General features: G+C 45.5%; 17 protein-coding genes. 9 read left to right on the top strand and 8 right to left on the bottom strand.

All coding sequences use genetic code 11. From position 1 onward, the window contains the following. Window positions 1-50: 50 nt before the first annotated feature. The gene (locus ICN31_RS01655; RefSeq protein ID WP_216257967.1) at window positions 51-971 is read right to left on the bottom strand and encodes a DMT family transporter; all 921 of its coding nucleotides are present in this window, start codon (window positions 969-971) and stop codon (window positions 51-53) included. Between the two features lie 143 nt (window positions 972-1,114). On the opposite strand from ICN31_RS01655, the gene ICN31_RS01650 reads away from it, so the two are divergent. The 4 genes from ICN31_RS01650 to ICN31_RS01635 all read left to right on the top strand — a co-directional run bounded on the left by ICN31_RS01650 (window position 1,115) and on the right by ICN31_RS01635 (window position 3,328). Then, window positions 1,115-2,260 carry an L-lactate dehydrogenase gene (locus tag ICN31_RS01650; RefSeq protein WP_216257965.1) on the top strand — a complete coding sequence of 382 codons (1,146 nt, stop codon included), beginning with the start codon at window positions 1,115-1,117 and terminating at the stop codon, window positions 2,258-2,260. 67 nt (window positions 2,261-2,327) lie between these two features. Beyond that, the gene (locus ICN31_RS01645) at window positions 2,328-2,516 is read left to right on the top strand and encodes a hypothetical protein (RefSeq protein WP_216257963.1); all 189 of its coding nucleotides are present in this window, start codon (window positions 2,328-2,330) and stop codon (window positions 2,514-2,516) included. Window positions 2,517-2,595: 79 nt separating this feature from the next. Next, window positions 2,596-3,138 (top strand): cytochrome b, encoded by a 543-nt coding sequence (locus tag ICN31_RS01640; protein WP_216257961.1) that lies wholly within the window; start codon window positions 2,596-2,598, stop codon window positions 3,136-3,138. 13 nt (window positions 3,139-3,151) lie between these two features. Continuing rightward, window positions 3,152-3,328: a hypothetical protein gene (locus ICN31_RS01635; RefSeq protein ID WP_161484699.1), complete on the top strand. Its 177-nt coding sequence runs from the start codon at window positions 3,152-3,154 to the stop codon at window positions 3,326-3,328. A 45-nt stretch (window positions 3,329-3,373) separates the two neighbouring features. On the opposite strand, the gene ICN31_RS01630 is transcribed toward ICN31_RS01635, so the two are convergent. Next, window positions 3,374-4,456: an alkene reductase gene (locus ICN31_RS01630; RefSeq protein ID WP_255530864.1), complete on the bottom strand. Its 1,083-nt coding sequence runs from the start codon at window positions 4,454-4,456 to the stop codon at window positions 3,374-3,376. A gap of 161 nt (window positions 4,457-4,617) precedes the next feature. Between ICN31_RS01630 and ICN31_RS01625 the strand changes: the two genes are divergently transcribed. Then, entirely contained in the window at window positions 4,618-4,782 is a 165-nt protein-coding gene (locus tag ICN31_RS01625; protein WP_216257958.1) for a rubredoxin, read from the top strand. 60 nt (window positions 4,783-4,842) lie between these two features. Beyond that, a complete protein-coding gene (locus tag ICN31_RS01620; RefSeq protein WP_216257956.1) occupies window positions 4,843-6,009 on the top strand; it encodes an NAD(P)/FAD-dependent oxidoreductase in 1,167 nt (388 codons plus the stop codon). 79 nt (window positions 6,010-6,088) lie between these two features. Here the strand turns inward: ICN31_RS01620 and ICN31_RS01615 are convergent, their stop codons facing one another. Further along, entirely contained in the window at window positions 6,089-6,682 is a 594-nt protein-coding gene (locus ICN31_RS01615; protein ID WP_088524631.1) for a urate hydroxylase PuuD, read from the bottom strand. A gap of 136 nt (window positions 6,683-6,818) precedes the next feature. Between ICN31_RS01615 and ICN31_RS01610 the strand changes: the two genes are divergently transcribed. Both ICN31_RS01610 and ICN31_RS01605 read left to right on the top strand, forming a co-directional pair. Continuing rightward, window positions 6,819-7,763 (top strand): hydroxymethylglutaryl-CoA lyase, encoded by a 945-nt coding sequence (locus ICN31_RS01610; RefSeq protein ID WP_216257955.1) that lies wholly within the window; start codon window positions 6,819-6,821, stop codon window positions 7,761-7,763. 20 nt (window positions 7,764-7,783) lie between these two features. Next, the gene (locus tag ICN31_RS01605; protein WP_370624253.1) at window positions 7,784-8,764 is read left to right on the top strand and encodes a Bug family tripartite tricarboxylate transporter substrate binding protein; all 981 of its coding nucleotides are present in this window, start codon (window positions 7,784-7,786) and stop codon (window positions 8,762-8,764) included. 35 nt (window positions 8,765-8,799) lie between these two features. Here ICN31_RS01605 and ICN31_RS01600 read toward each other — a convergent pair whose 3' ends face one another. The 5 genes from ICN31_RS01600 to ICN31_RS01580 all read right to left on the bottom strand — a co-directional run bounded on the left by ICN31_RS01600 (window position 8,800) and on the right by ICN31_RS01580 (window position 14,041). Next, on the bottom strand, window positions 8,800-9,576 hold the full coding sequence (locus tag ICN31_RS01600) for a 3-hydroxybutyrate dehydrogenase (RefSeq protein ID WP_216257953.1): 777 nt from the start codon (window positions 9,574-9,576) through the stop codon (window positions 8,800-8,802). Window positions 9,577-9,681: 105 nt separating this feature from the next. Further along, a complete protein-coding gene (locus ICN31_RS01595; protein WP_216257951.1) occupies window positions 9,682-12,078 on the bottom strand; it encodes a xanthine dehydrogenase family protein molybdopterin-binding subunit in 2,397 nt (798 codons plus the stop codon). A gap of 20 nt (window positions 12,079-12,098) precedes the next feature. Beyond that, the gene (locus tag ICN31_RS01590; RefSeq protein WP_216257949.1) at window positions 12,099-12,608 is read right to left on the bottom strand and encodes a (2Fe-2S)-binding protein; all 510 of its coding nucleotides are present in this window, start codon (window positions 12,606-12,608) and stop codon (window positions 12,099-12,101) included. 42 nt (window positions 12,609-12,650) lie between these two features. Beyond that, the gene (locus ICN31_RS01585) at window positions 12,651-13,505 is read right to left on the bottom strand and encodes a xanthine dehydrogenase family protein subunit M (RefSeq protein ID WP_216257947.1); all 855 of its coding nucleotides are present in this window, start codon (window positions 13,503-13,505) and stop codon (window positions 12,651-12,653) included. A gap of 59 nt (window positions 13,506-13,564) precedes the next feature. Beyond that, window positions 13,565-14,041: a CoxG family protein gene (locus ICN31_RS01580; protein ID WP_216257946.1), complete on the bottom strand. Its 477-nt coding sequence runs from the start codon at window positions 14,039-14,041 to the stop codon at window positions 13,565-13,567. Window positions 14,042-14,153: 112 nt separating this feature from the next. Between ICN31_RS01580 and ICN31_RS01575 the strand changes: the two genes are divergently transcribed. Next, window positions 14,154-14,846, top strand: a complete 693-nt coding sequence (locus ICN31_RS01575) for a TetR/AcrR family transcriptional regulator (protein WP_216861382.1) — start codon at window positions 14,154-14,156, stop codon at window positions 14,844-14,846. Window positions 14,847-14,852: the final 6 nt, after the last annotated feature.

Genomic DNA, 14,852 nt, shown 5'->3' with positions numbered 1-14,852 from the left:
AGAAAAGAAAATACTTTACTGTTTTTTTAGATTTTTCACCTAGACATAGCTCAAGGCTTATTAGAGCGGCCTTGGGATGATGAAACCCAAATGCCCGTCACGATCAAAGCGAATGCCAGACCATGGAATAACTGCGGAGGTTCTCCCAAGATAGCAGCAGAAAGAATTGCCGTAAATAATGGAATGAAATTCGCAAAGAAAGCGGCCACTGTAGGTCCTGCCCCGTTTACACCTAAGCCCCAGCAACGGTAAGAAATTAATGAAGGGCCAATGGCCACAAACAGAATTAAGGAAGCAGTCCAGAAGTTGAGATCCAAATACGCTTGTCCAGCGGCAATCTCAAAGCCATTAAAAAATCCTGACCACAACAATCCTGCAAATATCTGCGCCATTAAAAATTGCGCCCAAGGCCACTGGCGCTCATTGCTTGAGCCAGGCTTGGTCAACATCCAGCTATACCAAGCCCATGTGATGGTAGCTAGCATAATAAAAAAGTCACCAAGCACGATTTGCATTGAAAGCAGGGTCGATAAATCACCTCTCGTCAATACAATCGCAACTCCGATGAGCGAAATAACTGCCCCAACTGCCTGCAATAAACGAGGTTTAGTTTGGTAAAAAACAGCGCCAATGAATAGCATCCAAATAGGCATGCTTGCGCCAATTAAAGTGACATTGATGGCCGTGGATGTCTCTAAGGCGAGATATAGCAGAGCGTTGTAGCTACCAACCCCAAATAAACCTAAGAGCAGAAAACGCTTCTTGTTACGCCATAAAGCACTACTAGGAGTAAAAACTCGCCAACCTAAGGGAAGTAGTAGCAATGCTGCTAAACCCCAACGTACTGTGCTTAGGGTGATTGGTGAAACAGCTCCACTAGCAACCAAAACACGACCCGCAATCGCATTACCAGCCCATAAGGCGGTAGCAGTCAATAAATAGATAGTCGTTGCAAGGTTTAGCTGAGGCATTCAGAAAGATCAAAAATAGAGAGGCATTCAAGGACCCTAAGAGGGTTACCCTAGCATTGTAGAAACAAATCCCAGGTATTGCTAAGATAGAGCTTAATTAGATAAATGCCCCATATCAGAGGCATTCAACAGAAGGATACATTGTGGCAATCATTACCAATATCGAAGATTTAAGGGTGCTCCACAAAAAGCGCACCCCCAAGATGTTTTATGACTACGCCGACTCAGGATCTTGGACTGAATCTACTTACCGCGCTAATGAATCTGAATTTCAGAAAATAAAACTACGTCAACGTGTAGCGGTTGATATGACCAATCGAACCACGAAAACAACGATGGTAGGTCAAGAAGTAAGAATGCCTGTAGCACTTGCTCCTACTGGACTAACCGGGATGCAACATGCTGATGGTGAAATTCTGGCCGCAAAAGCGGCAGAAAAATTTGGCGTGCCTTTTTGTTTATCTACTATGAGCATCTGCTCCATCGAAGATGTAGCAGAGCACACTAGCAAGCCATTTTGGTTTCAGCTCTATGTCATGAAAGACCGTGGCTTTATCGAGCGTCTCATTGAACGCGCTAAAGCTGCTAAGTGCTCTGCACTTGTGCTCACATTAGATTTGCAGATTTTGGGGCAACGCCATAAGGACCTCAAGAATGGCCTGAGCGCGCCACCGAAGCTGACGATCGCCAACATGATCAATATGGCGAGCAAGCCACGTTGGTGTCTTGGTATGGCGATGACGCCGCGCAGAACTTTCCGCAATATTGTTGGGCACGCAACTGGCGTAGGCAATATGTCCTCTCTCTCATCTTGGACTGCCGAGCAATTTGATCCAGGGCTAAGTTGGGACGATGTGGAGTGGATTAAAAAACTTTGGGGCGGAAAGCTCATTATCAAAGGAATCTTAGATGAGGACGATGCTCGCCTAGCCGTGAATACTGGCGCTGATGCCTTAATTGTTTCTAACCATGGCGGCCGACAATTAGACGGCGCTATCTCTAGCATTGAAGCGCTACCAGGAATCGTAGCGGCGGTTGGCAAAGATATTGAGGTATGGATGGATGGTGGTATTCGTTCTGGCCAAGATGTTTTAAAAGCGTGGGCCTTAGGTGCGCGTGGCACAATGATTGGCAGACCATTTCTATATGGTCTAGGCGCTATGGGTGAAGCAGGCGTTACCAAGTGTCTAGAAATCATTCAAAACGAATTAGATATCACCATGGCATTTACTGGACATCGCGATATTCAAAATGTGACTAAAGATATTTTGTACCCAGGAACTTTTTAAATTACACAGACGAAGATCCAAAGCTCTTCTCAAGTCGGCAATTAGCATCACCATAAAGGCGGTACATATGAAACGTGTTGTTGATGTATTTAAGAAGCATGGCCGTGAGCTTGTATGGACCTATGTCATTGACCTTCAAAATGATGATGAATTTCATCCTGGCCAACTCGACTTTGAAGCCGAGGCCCTCAGGCTCTCCCAAGTGGATAAAAGGGGTCTGCCCAACGAACTGAGTGCCAAAGTCAGGCCAAATTAGGGAAATTACCCATATAGTTGCTATTGTTAATGAGATTCATTATCATTTAAAATGAATCTTTAATTAATAGCAGCTCGATATGTCCAAAACCCGTTATCACCCCGCATCCATCTTTCTTCACTGGTTTGTATTTCTGCTGATCGTTGCAGCCTTGATTACCATTGAATTAAAAGGCCAATTTCCCAAGGGAAGCGAGGCACGTGACCTCTGTAAAAGTATTCATGGCGTCTTCGGACAGCTCATTTTTCTAGCCATGGCTCTTCGCCTGGTATTTCGCTTCACCTATGGCGTTCCTAAGCCCACAAATCCAAGGCCTGTATTCATTTCCTTAGCTCAGGCAATGCATTGGCTCATGTATGCCCTACTACTAATCTCTCCTATCTTTGGCATTCTGTATTTCCAGTATGGCGGCAAGGAAATTAATTTCTTTGGTCTGGTTTGGCCTCAACTAGTTACCCCGAATCCAGAGATGAAAAAACTAGTTGAAGAGATTCATGAGTTTTTAGGAAATACTCTTTACTTTTTGATCGGCGCTCATGCATTAGCAGCTTTATGGCAACATTACGTTGTAAAGGACGATACACTTCGTCGCATGCTCAATAAAGTGAAAGCGCAAGCTTAGGAGTTAGTAAAAAATGAAGCCTTTGTCTAAAAAAGCAAAGATGGCTGTTGGTTGGACGATATTGATGACGGTGATTGGTACAGCAATGCTCCATCAATGGCAATTCTTTGCCATGGGCTGTGCCTCGATTGCTTTGCTTCTGGTTGCTAATCACTACGATCTTCTGAAAGATCCTGAGGATAAAAAATAAACCCCGCTTTTAAGATCGGGGTTTATTGACTCAACTGAATTAGCTTTAGAGCGTTGGGTAATCCGTATAGCCGACCTCTTGGCCGCCATAAAAGGTGGCGCGGTTATATGGATTTAGCGGAGCATTCTGCATAAAGCGTTCTGCTAAGTCTGGGTTAGCAATATAAATACGGCCATAAGCTACTGCATCGGCTAAACCATCCTCTAAAACCTTCTCACCTAGCGCCTGATCATAGCCGCCTGCAGTAATAAACTTACCTTGATAGGCTGCACGGAAGAGTTCTGATGTTACGGGCGCTTCTTCATTAACCTGATCACCACCACCAGCACTAGTTGCACGTGGCTCAATCATATGGACATAAGCCAATTTATAGCTATTGAGTTTGTTGATGGCTGCCGTAAAGAGTGCAATCGGATCGCTGTCGCTAATATCGTTAAAGGTACCGTAAGGAGAAAGACGAACACCCACACGATCACTTGGGAACACCTTCGTAACAGCCTCAATCACCTCGCCCAACAGGCGTAAACGATTTTCGACAGAGCCACCGTACTGATCGCTACGTTGATTAGTCTTATCTTGCAAGAACTGATCTAACAAGTAACCGTTAGCCGAGTGAATTTCAATACCATCAAAACCAGCTGCTTTAGCATTTTGCGCTGCAGCTTCAAACTCTTTTAATAAGCGCGCGATATTATCAAGACTCATAGCTTTAGGAGTCTCGTAGTTATGTAGCTTCCAATCGGCACCATAGGTTTGACCTGCGGGTGTAATTGCTGAAGGCGCTTCTGGTACACCGTGCTCTGGATGCAAGGAAGAATGGGAAATACGGCCTACGTGCCATAACTGCGCAACAATAGACCCACCCTTTGCGTGAACAGCTTCTACGATTTCTTTCCAAGCGGAAGTTTGTTCTGGTGAATAAATACCAGGCGTTGCTGGATATCCCATACCCAGTGGAGAAATTTGGGTTGCCTCAGTGATGATCAGGCCAGCACTTGCACGTTGTGCGTAATAAGTTTTTGCCAAAGGATTTGGCACATCACCGGCGACTGCACGCATCCTAGTCAATGGCGCCATGACAAGGCGGTTTTTTAATTGGAGTGAGCCAAGACTAACTGGGGTGAACATGATTTCTTTACCGGACATCTGAAGCCTTTTATGGATGAATGTTGAGATCGACCACTGTAACAAGAATTGGTGAATTTTGCCGAATATTGCAAAATGACACGTCCCAAGAAAAAAAGTGGGATTAAATTTAAAATATGGACCTGATATTTCCGGAGATAAAAATGAACACTTGGCAATGTATCGTATGCGGCTTCATTTATGACGAGGCAAAAGGTTTGCCAGAAGATGGTATTGCACCTGGAACCTTGTGGGCAGATGTTCCAGAGAACTGGGAATGTCCAGATTGCGGTGTAGCGAAATCTGACTTTGAAATGGTTCAGGTATAAGCTAAGTAATTCCACCGCTGTAGCTTTATTGATCTTTTTGCTCTCATTAGGAGTTTAGCTTTGACTCAAAACACACCAGGTTCATCCACCATTGTCATCATTGGCAGTGGTTTGGCTGGATATACTCTGATTCGTGAAATTCGCAAATTAGATAAAGCTGCACCGATTACCTTGATCACCCGTGAGCCTGGCTATTTTTATTCTAAGCCGATGCTCTCTACTGCTCTTGCCAGCAAGAAAGAAGCTAGTCAACTCATTACCACGGCATCCGAAGGTATGGCATCGCAGCTGGGCATTGATATCCTCGCCCAGACTGACGTCAGTGCCATTGATACTGCCGCACAAAAACTACAAACCAGTGCAGGCCCAATCTCTTATGGAAAGCTAGTTCTAGCCCTTGGCGCAGATCAAATACAGATACCTTTGGAAGGCAATGCCGTAAGTGAAGTGCTCACTGTGAATGATCTGGAAGATTATGAAAAATTTCGTAAGCTCATTGCTGGCAAAAAGAAGGTGGCTATTCTTGGAGCCGGTCTCATCGGTTGCGAATTTGCTAATGATTTAGCCTTAGGCGGCTATGAGGTTGATGTGATTGATCTTGCCCCCCAGGTACTTGGTCGTTTATTGCCTGAACCTGCAGCCAAAGCGCTCCAAGATAAACTGAGTGAATCTGGTGTCCGCTGGCACTTCTCTACCACTGTCCAAGCAGTTAATCGCAATGGTGACACCCTAGAAATGAAGCTTGCGAATGGCCATTCGATTTCTTGTGATGTCGCCCTCTCTGCTGTTGGCTTAAAGCCCAGATTAGATTTAGCTAACGCTGCGGGAATAAAAACCGGCGTGGGTATTCAGGTGAATCGCCACTTAGAAACCAGCTCTAGCAATATTTACTCGCTTGGTGATTGTGCTGAGGTGGATGGTCTAGTTCTCCCTTATGTCATGCCCATCATGCAAGCTGCGCGAGCACTAGCACCTACGCTACTTGGACAAGTCACAGCGCTCAGCTACCCAGCAATGCCGGTCATGGTCAAAACTCCGGCACTACCCACCGTGGTTTCTCCGCCAGCCAAAGGCGCTGATGGTCAATGGAAAACAACTACGATTGAAGGCGGGATTGAAGCTCGCTTTGAAGCACCTGACGGCAAGCTACTCGGATTTGCATTAATGGGAGCCGCAACGTCACAGCGGGCAACTTTAACTAAGGAATTGCCACCACTACTCCAGTGAAGTCTTGTTGATAGCGCTTGATGTTGAAGAAATAAAAAGGCCCGCGATGCGGGCCTTTTCTTTAATACTAAAGTGCTGATTAAGATACGACCACAAACCAAGTCGTATTGTGTGACTGAGCACTCATCAAGAACAACATTGGTACTGAAAGTACTGTGTTGATACGGGAAGTCAACATTGCAACGCGTGCTGACTTTGCTTTTACATCTGGCTCAACAGCAACGATACCTAGAGCGCGCTTTTGATTTGGCCAAATAATGAACCATACGTTGAATGCCATTACTAAAGCAATCCACATACCCAAACCGATTGCACGGAATGGTGCTTGTAAGGTGAATGCCTGATGTGCATAGCCATTTAGGATGGCTACGATCAAACCAGTCAATACAGTAAAGAGTGCTGCCCAGCGGAACCAAAACAATGCTGTTGGAGCAATCACTTTACCAATAGCTGGCTTTTGCTCATCAGGGATTTTTGGCATTGAAGGAATTTGTACGAAATTGAAGTACCAGAGCAATCCAATCCACATCACACCAAACATCACATGCAACCAACGGAATATGAAAGGTAATTCAGCAGAGCTAAAGTTACCGCCCAAAGCGAAGATGATGAGAATGAGAAGTACAAATCCAGTTAAAACAGTACGTCCCAATGAGGTCAAAATTGATGCCATGAAAGGATCTCCTATGATTAATAATGGGTCTAACTATAAACGATTCTCGTAATTTTGTTCGATCCTGCAAAAATATATAATTCTTACTTAAAATAGATACTTAGCTCGTTTTGGAGCGCAAAATCCACGTAACTACATGACAAGCACCTTAGCCCCTCAAAACCCGAAACGGATCTACATTCAAGAGGTAGTCACTCGAGATGGATTTCAGGCGGAAAGTGCATTTGTGCCCACCGAGCAAAAAATTGCCCTACTCAATCGCTTAAGTCGCGCTGGTTATGCCAAGATTGAGGTAACTTCTTTTACTAGCCCTAAAGCTATCCCCATGCTAGCCGATGCAGAAGCGGTGATGCAAGGAATTGACCGTATACCAGGCGTTGAATACACCGTCCTCATTCCAAATCTCAAGGGTGCTGAGCGCGCTTTAAGTGTTGGGGTTGATGAATTTAATCTCGTTATGTCAGTAAGCGAAGCGCACAACCAGGCTAATCTCAAAATGAGTCGTGAAGATTCTTTTAAAGGATTGTCTTCTGTGATTGACTTAGCGCACTCTAACAATACTGCCGTGAACATTTCTTTGTCGACCAGTTTTGGATGCCCCATGTCTGGCACCGTTTCTTTAACAGAATTAATGCACTGGGTTGATCGCTTTGCGGCTAGCGGTGTTCGTGGTATTACGGTCTGCGACACCACAGGCATGGCCAATCCAGCGCAAGTTCAATCTATCTGCGAAGCGGTGCAAGCAAAATATCCTAAGCTGCAATGGACCTTACATTTCCATAACACTCGTGGCATGGGGCTGGCTAATGCTCTTGCTGCAGTCAATAGTGGCATTGTCCGCTTTGATTCTTCACTAGGCGGCTTGGGCGGCTGCCCTTATGCTCCAGGGGCAACAGGCAATATTTGCACCGAAGAACTTGTGCATATGCTTGATCTCATGGGCTTTAATACCAATATGCAGATTGATGCGCTATTAGATTGCTCTAAGGATCTGCAATCTTTAATTGGCCGCACATTGCCAAGCCAGCTCTTAATGGCAGGCAAAGTAGACAGATTACATGAAGCACCATGCCAGCCATAAACTAGAAAAGAAGCACGATCATGCCATTTCAAATGATTCATAAAGCACTGACCGCTCTCGTGATTGTAGTTACGAGTCTTACCTCAACTGTAAATGCACAAGAATTTCCACCAAAGAAAACCATCACTATTGTGGTTGGCTTTGCGGCAGGGGGTTCGGCTGATAGCGCTGCCCGAGTGATCGCAAAAAAGCTCAGTGAAGATCTTGGTCAAAATGTGATTGTGGACAACAAACCGGGTGCAGGCGGTAACATTGCCCACGCCTATACTGCCACTGCACCAACAGATGGCTCGGTGATTTTATTTGGATCGATTGGGCCACTATCGATTGCACCACACCTCATGAAGTTGCCCTATGACCCTCAAAAAGATTTAGCTCCTCTGACCATGGGTGTCACCTTTCCAAACGTCTTGGTGGTTATTCCAGAGCTAGGCGTCAAGAATTTCAAAGAATATATCGCTATGGCCAAGAAGAATCCTGGCAAGATTACTTTTGCATCCACTGGTAGCGGTTCTGCATCCCACCTGCAAGGTGAACTCTTAAACGTACGTGCAGATATTGATACGGTACATATCCCTTATAAGGGTGGCAGCCCCGCAATGGTTGATCTCCTTGGTGGCCGAGTTTCATCCTACTACTCTGCTCTTGCCACCGCAGATCCCTATATCAAAAATGGTAAGTTAATTCCGATTGCCACTACCGGCTTAAAACGCGCGCCCACCCTTCCCAATGTGCCAACCATTGCAGAGTCAGGCTATCCTGGATTTGATGCTAGTAATTGGTATGCATTTGTAGCGCCAGGGAAAACGCCCGACCTCATTTTAGAGAGGTGGAATAAAGCTCTAGTGGCCGTTCTTAAGGATAAAACGATTAGCACGCAGTTAGCAGACCACGGCTTAACTCCAAATCCTGGAACCCGCGAAGATCTAGCAAAGTACATCGCAAGCCAATCAGTGACCTGGGGAAAAATTATTTCTGAGAGAAAAATTACAGCCGAGTAAAACCCGGCTGTAAAAGATAAAAGGTTTGAGCTGACTTATTGCGCAGTCCAACCACCATCCATATTCCAAGCAACGCCCCGAACTTCTGAGGCATCTGGCCCGCACAGGAACACAGCTAAAGCAGCTAACTGTTCTGGAGTGACAAACTCTCCTGATGGCTGTTTCTCGGAAACTAATCCCATCTTGGCGGCCTCATTTGAAATACCTTCGCGCTCAGCACGTGCATCAACCTGCTTTTGCACCAAAGGTGTCAAGACCCAACCAGGACAAATCGCATTACAGGTAATGCCAGTACGTGCAGTCTCCAGTGCAGTCACTTTAGTCAAACCAACAACGCCATGCTTAGATGCAACATAGGCGGATTTTTGAGCAGAAGCTACCAAGCCATGCGCTGAGGCGATATTAATAATGCGGCCCCAGTTACGTTTTTTCATACCTGGTAATGCGTGATGTGTGGTGTGAAATACGGAACTAAGATTGATAGCAATAATCGCATCCCACTTGTCTACTGGAAAATCTTCAATGCTAGCCACATACTGAATACCAGCGTTATTAACCAGTATGTCCAATGAGCCAAAACGTTTTTCAGTTTGCTTAATGAGGTCTTCAATTTCAGAAGGCTTACTCATGTCGGCGCCATGATAATCAACCTCAACACCGCATGCTTTGATTTTTGCAATCGCTTCGTCTTTCTCACCAAAGCCATTCACCATGATGTTCACGCCTTGCTTGGCTAAAGCAAGCGCCATTCCCAAGCCAATGCCACTCGTAGAGCCAGTGACTAAAGCTGTTTTACCTTTTAAAGAAGACATATTTATTTACCATAAGAAGTTAACCAGGTAGTCGCGCCGCGCAAACTGGCGGCAAAGACCAAAACTGGATGTTACAGGATGAGGCAATCAGAACTGACCAAACCCTTAGATTTTCTTGAGAGCGCGTAAGATTTTTTCACAGGTAATAGGCTGGTCAAAAACAGCCGCATTAAATGGTGCTAAAGCATCGTTAATGGCGTTTTGGACAGCTCCTGGAGCTCCTGCAGTGCCCGCCTCACCAGCCCCCTTTGCCCCTAATTTAGAGGATTGGGTTGGAGTCTCAACGTGAGCCACTTCGATATCAGGCATCTCATTTGCCATCGGCACCAGGTAATCGGCCATATTGCCGTTACGCAATAAGCCGCTTTCGTCATAGAGACACTCTTCGAATAAAACACCACCAATACCTTGAACAATTGCACCGCGCACTTGCTCATCTACTAACATCGGATTCAGTACGCGTCCACAATCCTCCACAGCCCAGTGCTTCAATAATTTAACGAAACCTGTTTCTGGATCGATCTCTACATAAGAAGCTTGGACGCCGTTAGTAAAAATAAACGGGTAATCTTTTTGTGTGTAATGACGTGTGACCATTAGATCGGCTGAAAAGCCTGGCGGTAAAGTATCCGTTCTGAAGTATCCAACTCGACCAATCTCGCTAAATGGCAATAACTGCTCTCTAGTAACTCTATCTAAAACATGGCTACGGTGAACAGTGAGCTCTGTAACAGGACGGTTCAAGATCGCACCTGCTAATTTCAGAATATTTTCTTGCAGAGCTTGACAGGCTAATAGAACCGCTTCGCCACCCACCCCTGCGCCACGTGAGGCCCAAGTACCTCCACCGTATGGGGTCACGTCAGTATCACCAGTAACAATGCGCACCTGATTGATTGAAACACCAACAGCATCGGCTGCAATCTGCGCATAGATACCTTCAGTACCTTGGCCTTGTTCGCCAACACCCACTAATACTGAAACTACCCCACTTGGATCAAGACGCACTGATGCGCCATCTTGAGAGGCAATGCGCGCACCACCAACCCCATAAAAGGCTGGGCTGGGATTGGTTAATTCAATCAAGGTTGCAAAACCAATTCCTCGGTAGATGCCTTTTTTACGAAGCGCAGCCTGCTCCTTACGCAGAGCTGAATAATCCATCATCTTTTCAATCGTTCGCAAGCATTGCTCATGCGACAGCACTTCCAGCTTAATTCCAGAAATTCCCGAGCAAGGATAAGCATCATCTGGAATCACGTTGCGTTTACGGAACTCTAATGGATCCATCTGTAATTTCTGGGCAGCCAAATCGACCAAGCCTTCGGTCACTGCGCAAGCAATGGGGTGACCTACACCACGGTACTGACAAGTTGGTGTTTTATTTTGGAAAACTACATTTAACTTGGCTCGATAGTTTTGGTGCTTATAGGGGCCACCCACTAAATTGACAACTTGGTTTCCTTCAATGGCACTAGTCCTAGGAAACATCGAGTAAGGACCGATAGCTGTGAGGTCATCAATCTCAAATGCCAAAATATCCCCTGCTTTATTGGCAGCAATTCGACCTTTAATACGATGCTCACGCGCATGAATATCACTGGTAAATGATTCCAAGCGATCAGCAACAAACTTTACTGGGCGCTCCAACATCATTGCCAAGCCTACAGTGGCAAAGTCATCAGGGTATGCATGCACCTTAATACCAAAGGAACCACCTACATCTTTGCAGATAACATGCACGTCTGATTCCGATAAACCAAATTGACGGCAGTACAAATCTTGCATCATATGCGGCGCTTGCTGAGAGTGATAGACAGTAAGACGGCGATCGCCCGGATTGTAATCAGCAATTTGACAGCGAGGCTCAAGCGTCACGCCAGTGTGGCGCCCAAATCCAAAGGTTGCTTCTGCAACTACATCTGCAGTGGCAAATACCTCATCTACATTGCCTACATCTAAGCTACGGGTGAAACACAAGTTATCACCCAACTCAGGATGAATTAATGGTGTGTCTGCATCCAGTGCAGTTTCCATTGAAACTACTGCAGGCAACTCTTCCCACTCCACTTCAACATGTTGTAAAGCATCTTCAGCTTGAGCCCGAGTTTCTGCTACTACGGCCACTACCGGCTCACCCTGCCAACAAGCTCGCTCAATTGCTAGTGCATGCTGGGGGGCAGATTTCATACCAACCAGGTGACCCAAGGTAGCTACCCATGGTTTACAAATCTTTGCCATTTGTACGCCATCCACAACGGCTAGAACGCCAGGCATCTTGCTAGCATGTTCAGTATGAATTTTTCCAATCCTCATATGGGCTACTGGCGAACGCCAGAAGACAACGTGGCCCATGCGCGGAAGAGAAATATCGTCAATATACGTTCCCTGACCTTCGAGCAAACGACGAGCGCCATGTCTTGGCTCGCTATTACCGATATAACGCTGATCATTGGTAACAGGATCGAGAACCAGTCCTTTTAAATCAGTTGGCTTATTCATAATGCGGTTTCCTAAATCTCTTAAGCGTGAGCAACAACAGGTTTAACTTTTTGACCCTTTGAACGGGCCTCTAATACGTCGACAATCGCATCAACGATAGAGTGATAACCAGTACAACGACAATAATTACCAGATATCCATTCGCGTACCTGCTCCCGTGTAGCCTTTGGCTGCTTTTCAATTAACTCTGCAGCAGCAAGCAACATGCCTGAGGAACAAAATCCACATTGCATTGCATTACGACGCATAAAGGATTCCTGAAGATCCGCTAAAGCGCCGCTTTTAGTTAATCCCTCAACAGTCTCTACTACGGCGCCATTGGCCTGCACCGCAAGGAATAAGCAGCCTCTAATAATTTGACCATTCACCTTGACGGTACAAGCACCACAAGCACCCTGCTCGCAACCTAGGTGCGGGCCTTTCAAATGCAGATCCTCGCGCAAGAAATCAACTAAATGCCTACGCGGCTCAATCTCAGCATTCACAAGAGTGCCATTCACTGTCATTGAAATTTGTTTCTTCAGACTCATCTAGATCTCCAAATACTTTTTCTATTTTTTAGCTTTACTTATTTAGGCAAGCATGTGTTTTAAGCCACGCTCAAGCAAGACACCCATTAGATGCTCTTTTGCTTCCGCGCTATTAGTAATATCAGCGATAGCTTCGATCTCTTCGCGAGTAGCTGCTACCGCTTTTCCAATCAACTCATCATTGAGCTTTTTTCCATTAACCAAATCCTGAGCCTTGGTTGCCATGACAGGCTTCGAACTCACTGAGAAAAAGGTAAATGCGCATTTCGTCAAAACATCACCCTGTTTTTGTGCAACTGCAGCCAAACCTGCTACAGCGTAATCACCGTGACGTCTTGCCAGTTCATGGAAATAAAAAACCTCTTGGCTTGTAGCGATCGGCATTTCGGTAGCTACGAGAATTTCATCGGGCTCTAATGAGGTGGTATAGAGATCAATAAAGAAATCATTGGCAGAAATTCGGCGCGCTCCACCGGGCCCCTGAATAATCATGGTCGCTCGCAATGCCAAGCTACATGCTGGCCATTCCGCTGCTGGATCTCCATAAGCTAGTGAGCCGCCCCATGTACCAAGATTACGAATTGCACGATGTGCGATATGAGGTGCAGCCGCCTTTAATAAAGGAGCATGCTTTGCAATTAACTCAGAATCTTCAATTTCGGTATGAGTCACTAATGCACCGATTCTCAATTGATCACCTACTAAGGTAATGCCTTTAAGCTCAGTCAAATCGGTAATATCAATCAAAACACTGGGTTCTGATAGGCGCAAATTAAGAGTAGCCAGCAGAGTTTGTCCGCCAGCAATTAATTGGGCGCCATCTCCCGCTTCAGCCAGCAAAGATAAAGCGTCTTGCAGAGCCTTGGGCTTTACATAATCAAATGCTGCTGATTTCATTAGGTCTCCTCCACCACCAATTATTGAAGTCTGATGACTTTTATTTTGTCACTACTGTTTTATTCATTACTGGAACTAGCATCTAGTGCAATTGCTTCACCGCCTAATTCTTTTGCAAATTTCTGGAAAAAATCATCTGCAATCTTCTTCGCGGATGCACTAATTAAGCGTCCACCAATTTGTCCCAACTTCCCACCGATCGAAGCTTCAGTTGTATATGAAACCAAAGTGCCTCCTTCTGCCGCCTTCAGCTCAACTCGGGAGCGCCCTTTAGCAAAACCGGCAGCGCCACCAGAGCCTTCGAATGCCATAGAACAAGATTGATCAGGAATGATGTCGCTCAAGAGTAATTTCCCAGAAAAACGCGCCCGGACGGGGCCAATCTTGAACATCACCTTGGCATGAACCTCTTCAGGTGAAACTCGACTAATTTCCTCGCAACCTGGAATAGACTTGGCAAGTACGTCAACATCGTTCAATCCCTTCCATACCTCAGAGACAGAAGCAGCTATCAGTTGATCGCCATTTAATTCCATTTAGTCTCCTTGGGGTTTGTACGAATAGAGTCTTATCTACCAACTGCTCAACAATGTACCATTATTTAACTTTTGGTCAATAACTCCAAATTCGGATAAACCCTGAGAACTCATGAGCTTTAACGAAGATCCTAACTTTGGTATCAGAAAAGCTGAAAATTTGGCTGAAGAGATAGCACCAATACGTCGCCGGATGAATACCGCTGATCGCAAGCGTCAGATCTTAGATGGCGCCATTCAGTTCTTTGCAAGGCATGGCATAGATGGTCAATTAAGAAATCTCACAAAAGAGCTAGGCGTGACCCATACCCTGCTCTACCACTACTTCCCTACTAAAGAGGCTTTAATCAAAGAGGTCTATAAGGAAGTATTTGAATCAAGGTGGAAGCCAGAGTGGGAGGAGTTACTAGATGACAAACATCTCTCGCCAGAAGAAAAGTTAAACGCGTTTTACCTTGACTACACCAACACCGTACTCACATACGAGTTTGTGCGTATTTTGATTTTCTCTGGTTTAAGTGATCACTCTATTAGTGATCGATTCTTTGAACTTCTGCGCTCTCGTCTGCTGCCAAGACTGATACGGGAAACACGCAAATACTGTGATCGCTCAACTAGGCCAAAGCCAAGTCATCGAGAATTAGAGTTTTTAATGGGCCTTCATGGTGGTATCTTTTACATTGGCATGCGACGCTGGATCTATGGTCAAGCCATCTATGACGACAGCAGTCCGAATGCCGAACAAGACATCATTCGAGATCGCATCAGCTCCTATCTACTTTCTGCTAAATCCCTCTTTGCTTAATTCCAA

Origin of the sequence: Polynucleobacter sp. UB-Piko-W3 (assembly GCF_018881635.1) — a bacterium.
In the GTDB taxonomy this organism is placed as follows: domain Bacteria; phylum Pseudomonadota; class Gammaproteobacteria; order Burkholderiales; family Burkholderiaceae; genus Polynucleobacter.
The sequence above is the reverse complement of the archived record's forward strand: the minus strand, read 5'-3'. Positions and strand labels throughout refer to the sequence as shown.

Bases quoted from the DNA above. Each gene is read 5' to 3' on its own strand.
- ICN31_RS01585 (WP_216257947.1), bottom strand. From the start codon at position 13,505: ATGAAATCAGCAGCATTTGATTATGTAAAGCCCAAGGCTCTGCAAGAC.
- ICN31_RS01615 (WP_088524631.1), bottom strand. From the start codon at position 6,682: ATGGCATCAATTTTGACCTCATTGGGACGTACTGTTTTAACTGGATTT.
- ICN31_RS01595 (WP_216257951.1), bottom strand. From the start codon at position 12,078: ATGAATAAGCCAACTGATTTAAAAGGACTGGTTCTCGATCCTGTTACC.
- ICN31_RS01580 (WP_216257946.1), bottom strand. From the start codon at position 14,041: ATGGAATTAAATGGCGATCAACTGATAGCTGCTTCTGTCTCTGAGGTA.
- ICN31_RS01610 (WP_216257955.1), top strand. From the start codon at position 6,819: ATGACAAGCACCTTAGCCCCTCAAAACCCGAAACGGATCTACATTCAA.
- ICN31_RS01575 (WP_216861382.1), top strand. From the start codon at position 14,154: ATGAGCTTTAACGAAGATCCTAACTTTGGTATCAGAAAAGCTGAAAAT.
- ICN31_RS01635 (WP_161484699.1), top strand. From the start codon at position 3,152: ATGAAGCCTTTGTCTAAAAAAGCAAAGATGGCTGTTGGTTGGACGATA.
- ICN31_RS01630 (WP_255530864.1), bottom strand. From the start codon at position 4,456: ATGTTCACCCCAGTTAGTCTTGGCTCACTCCAATTAAAAAACCGCCTT.
- ICN31_RS01590 (WP_216257949.1), bottom strand. From the start codon at position 12,608: ATGAGTCTGAAGAAACAAATTTCAATGACAGTGAATGGCACTCTTGTG.
- ICN31_RS01655 (WP_216257967.1), bottom strand. From the start codon at position 971: ATGCCTCAGCTAAACCTTGCAACGACTATCTATTTATTGACTGCTACC.
- ICN31_RS01600 (WP_216257953.1), bottom strand. From the start codon at position 9,576: ATGTCTTCTTTAAAAGGTAAAACAGCTTTAGTCACTGGCTCTACGAGT.
- ICN31_RS01625 (WP_216257958.1), top strand. From the start codon at position 4,618: ATGAACACTTGGCAATGTATCGTATGCGGCTTCATTTATGACGAGGCA.
- ICN31_RS01645 (WP_216257963.1), top strand. From the start codon at position 2,328: ATGAAACGTGTTGTTGATGTATTTAAGAAGCATGGCCGTGAGCTTGTA.
- ICN31_RS01605 (WP_370624253.1), top strand. From the start codon at position 7,784: ATGCCATTTCAAATGATTCATAAAGCACTGACCGCTCTCGTGATTGTA.
- ICN31_RS01640 (WP_216257961.1), top strand. From the start codon at position 2,596: ATGTCCAAAACCCGTTATCACCCCGCATCCATCTTTCTTCACTGGTTT.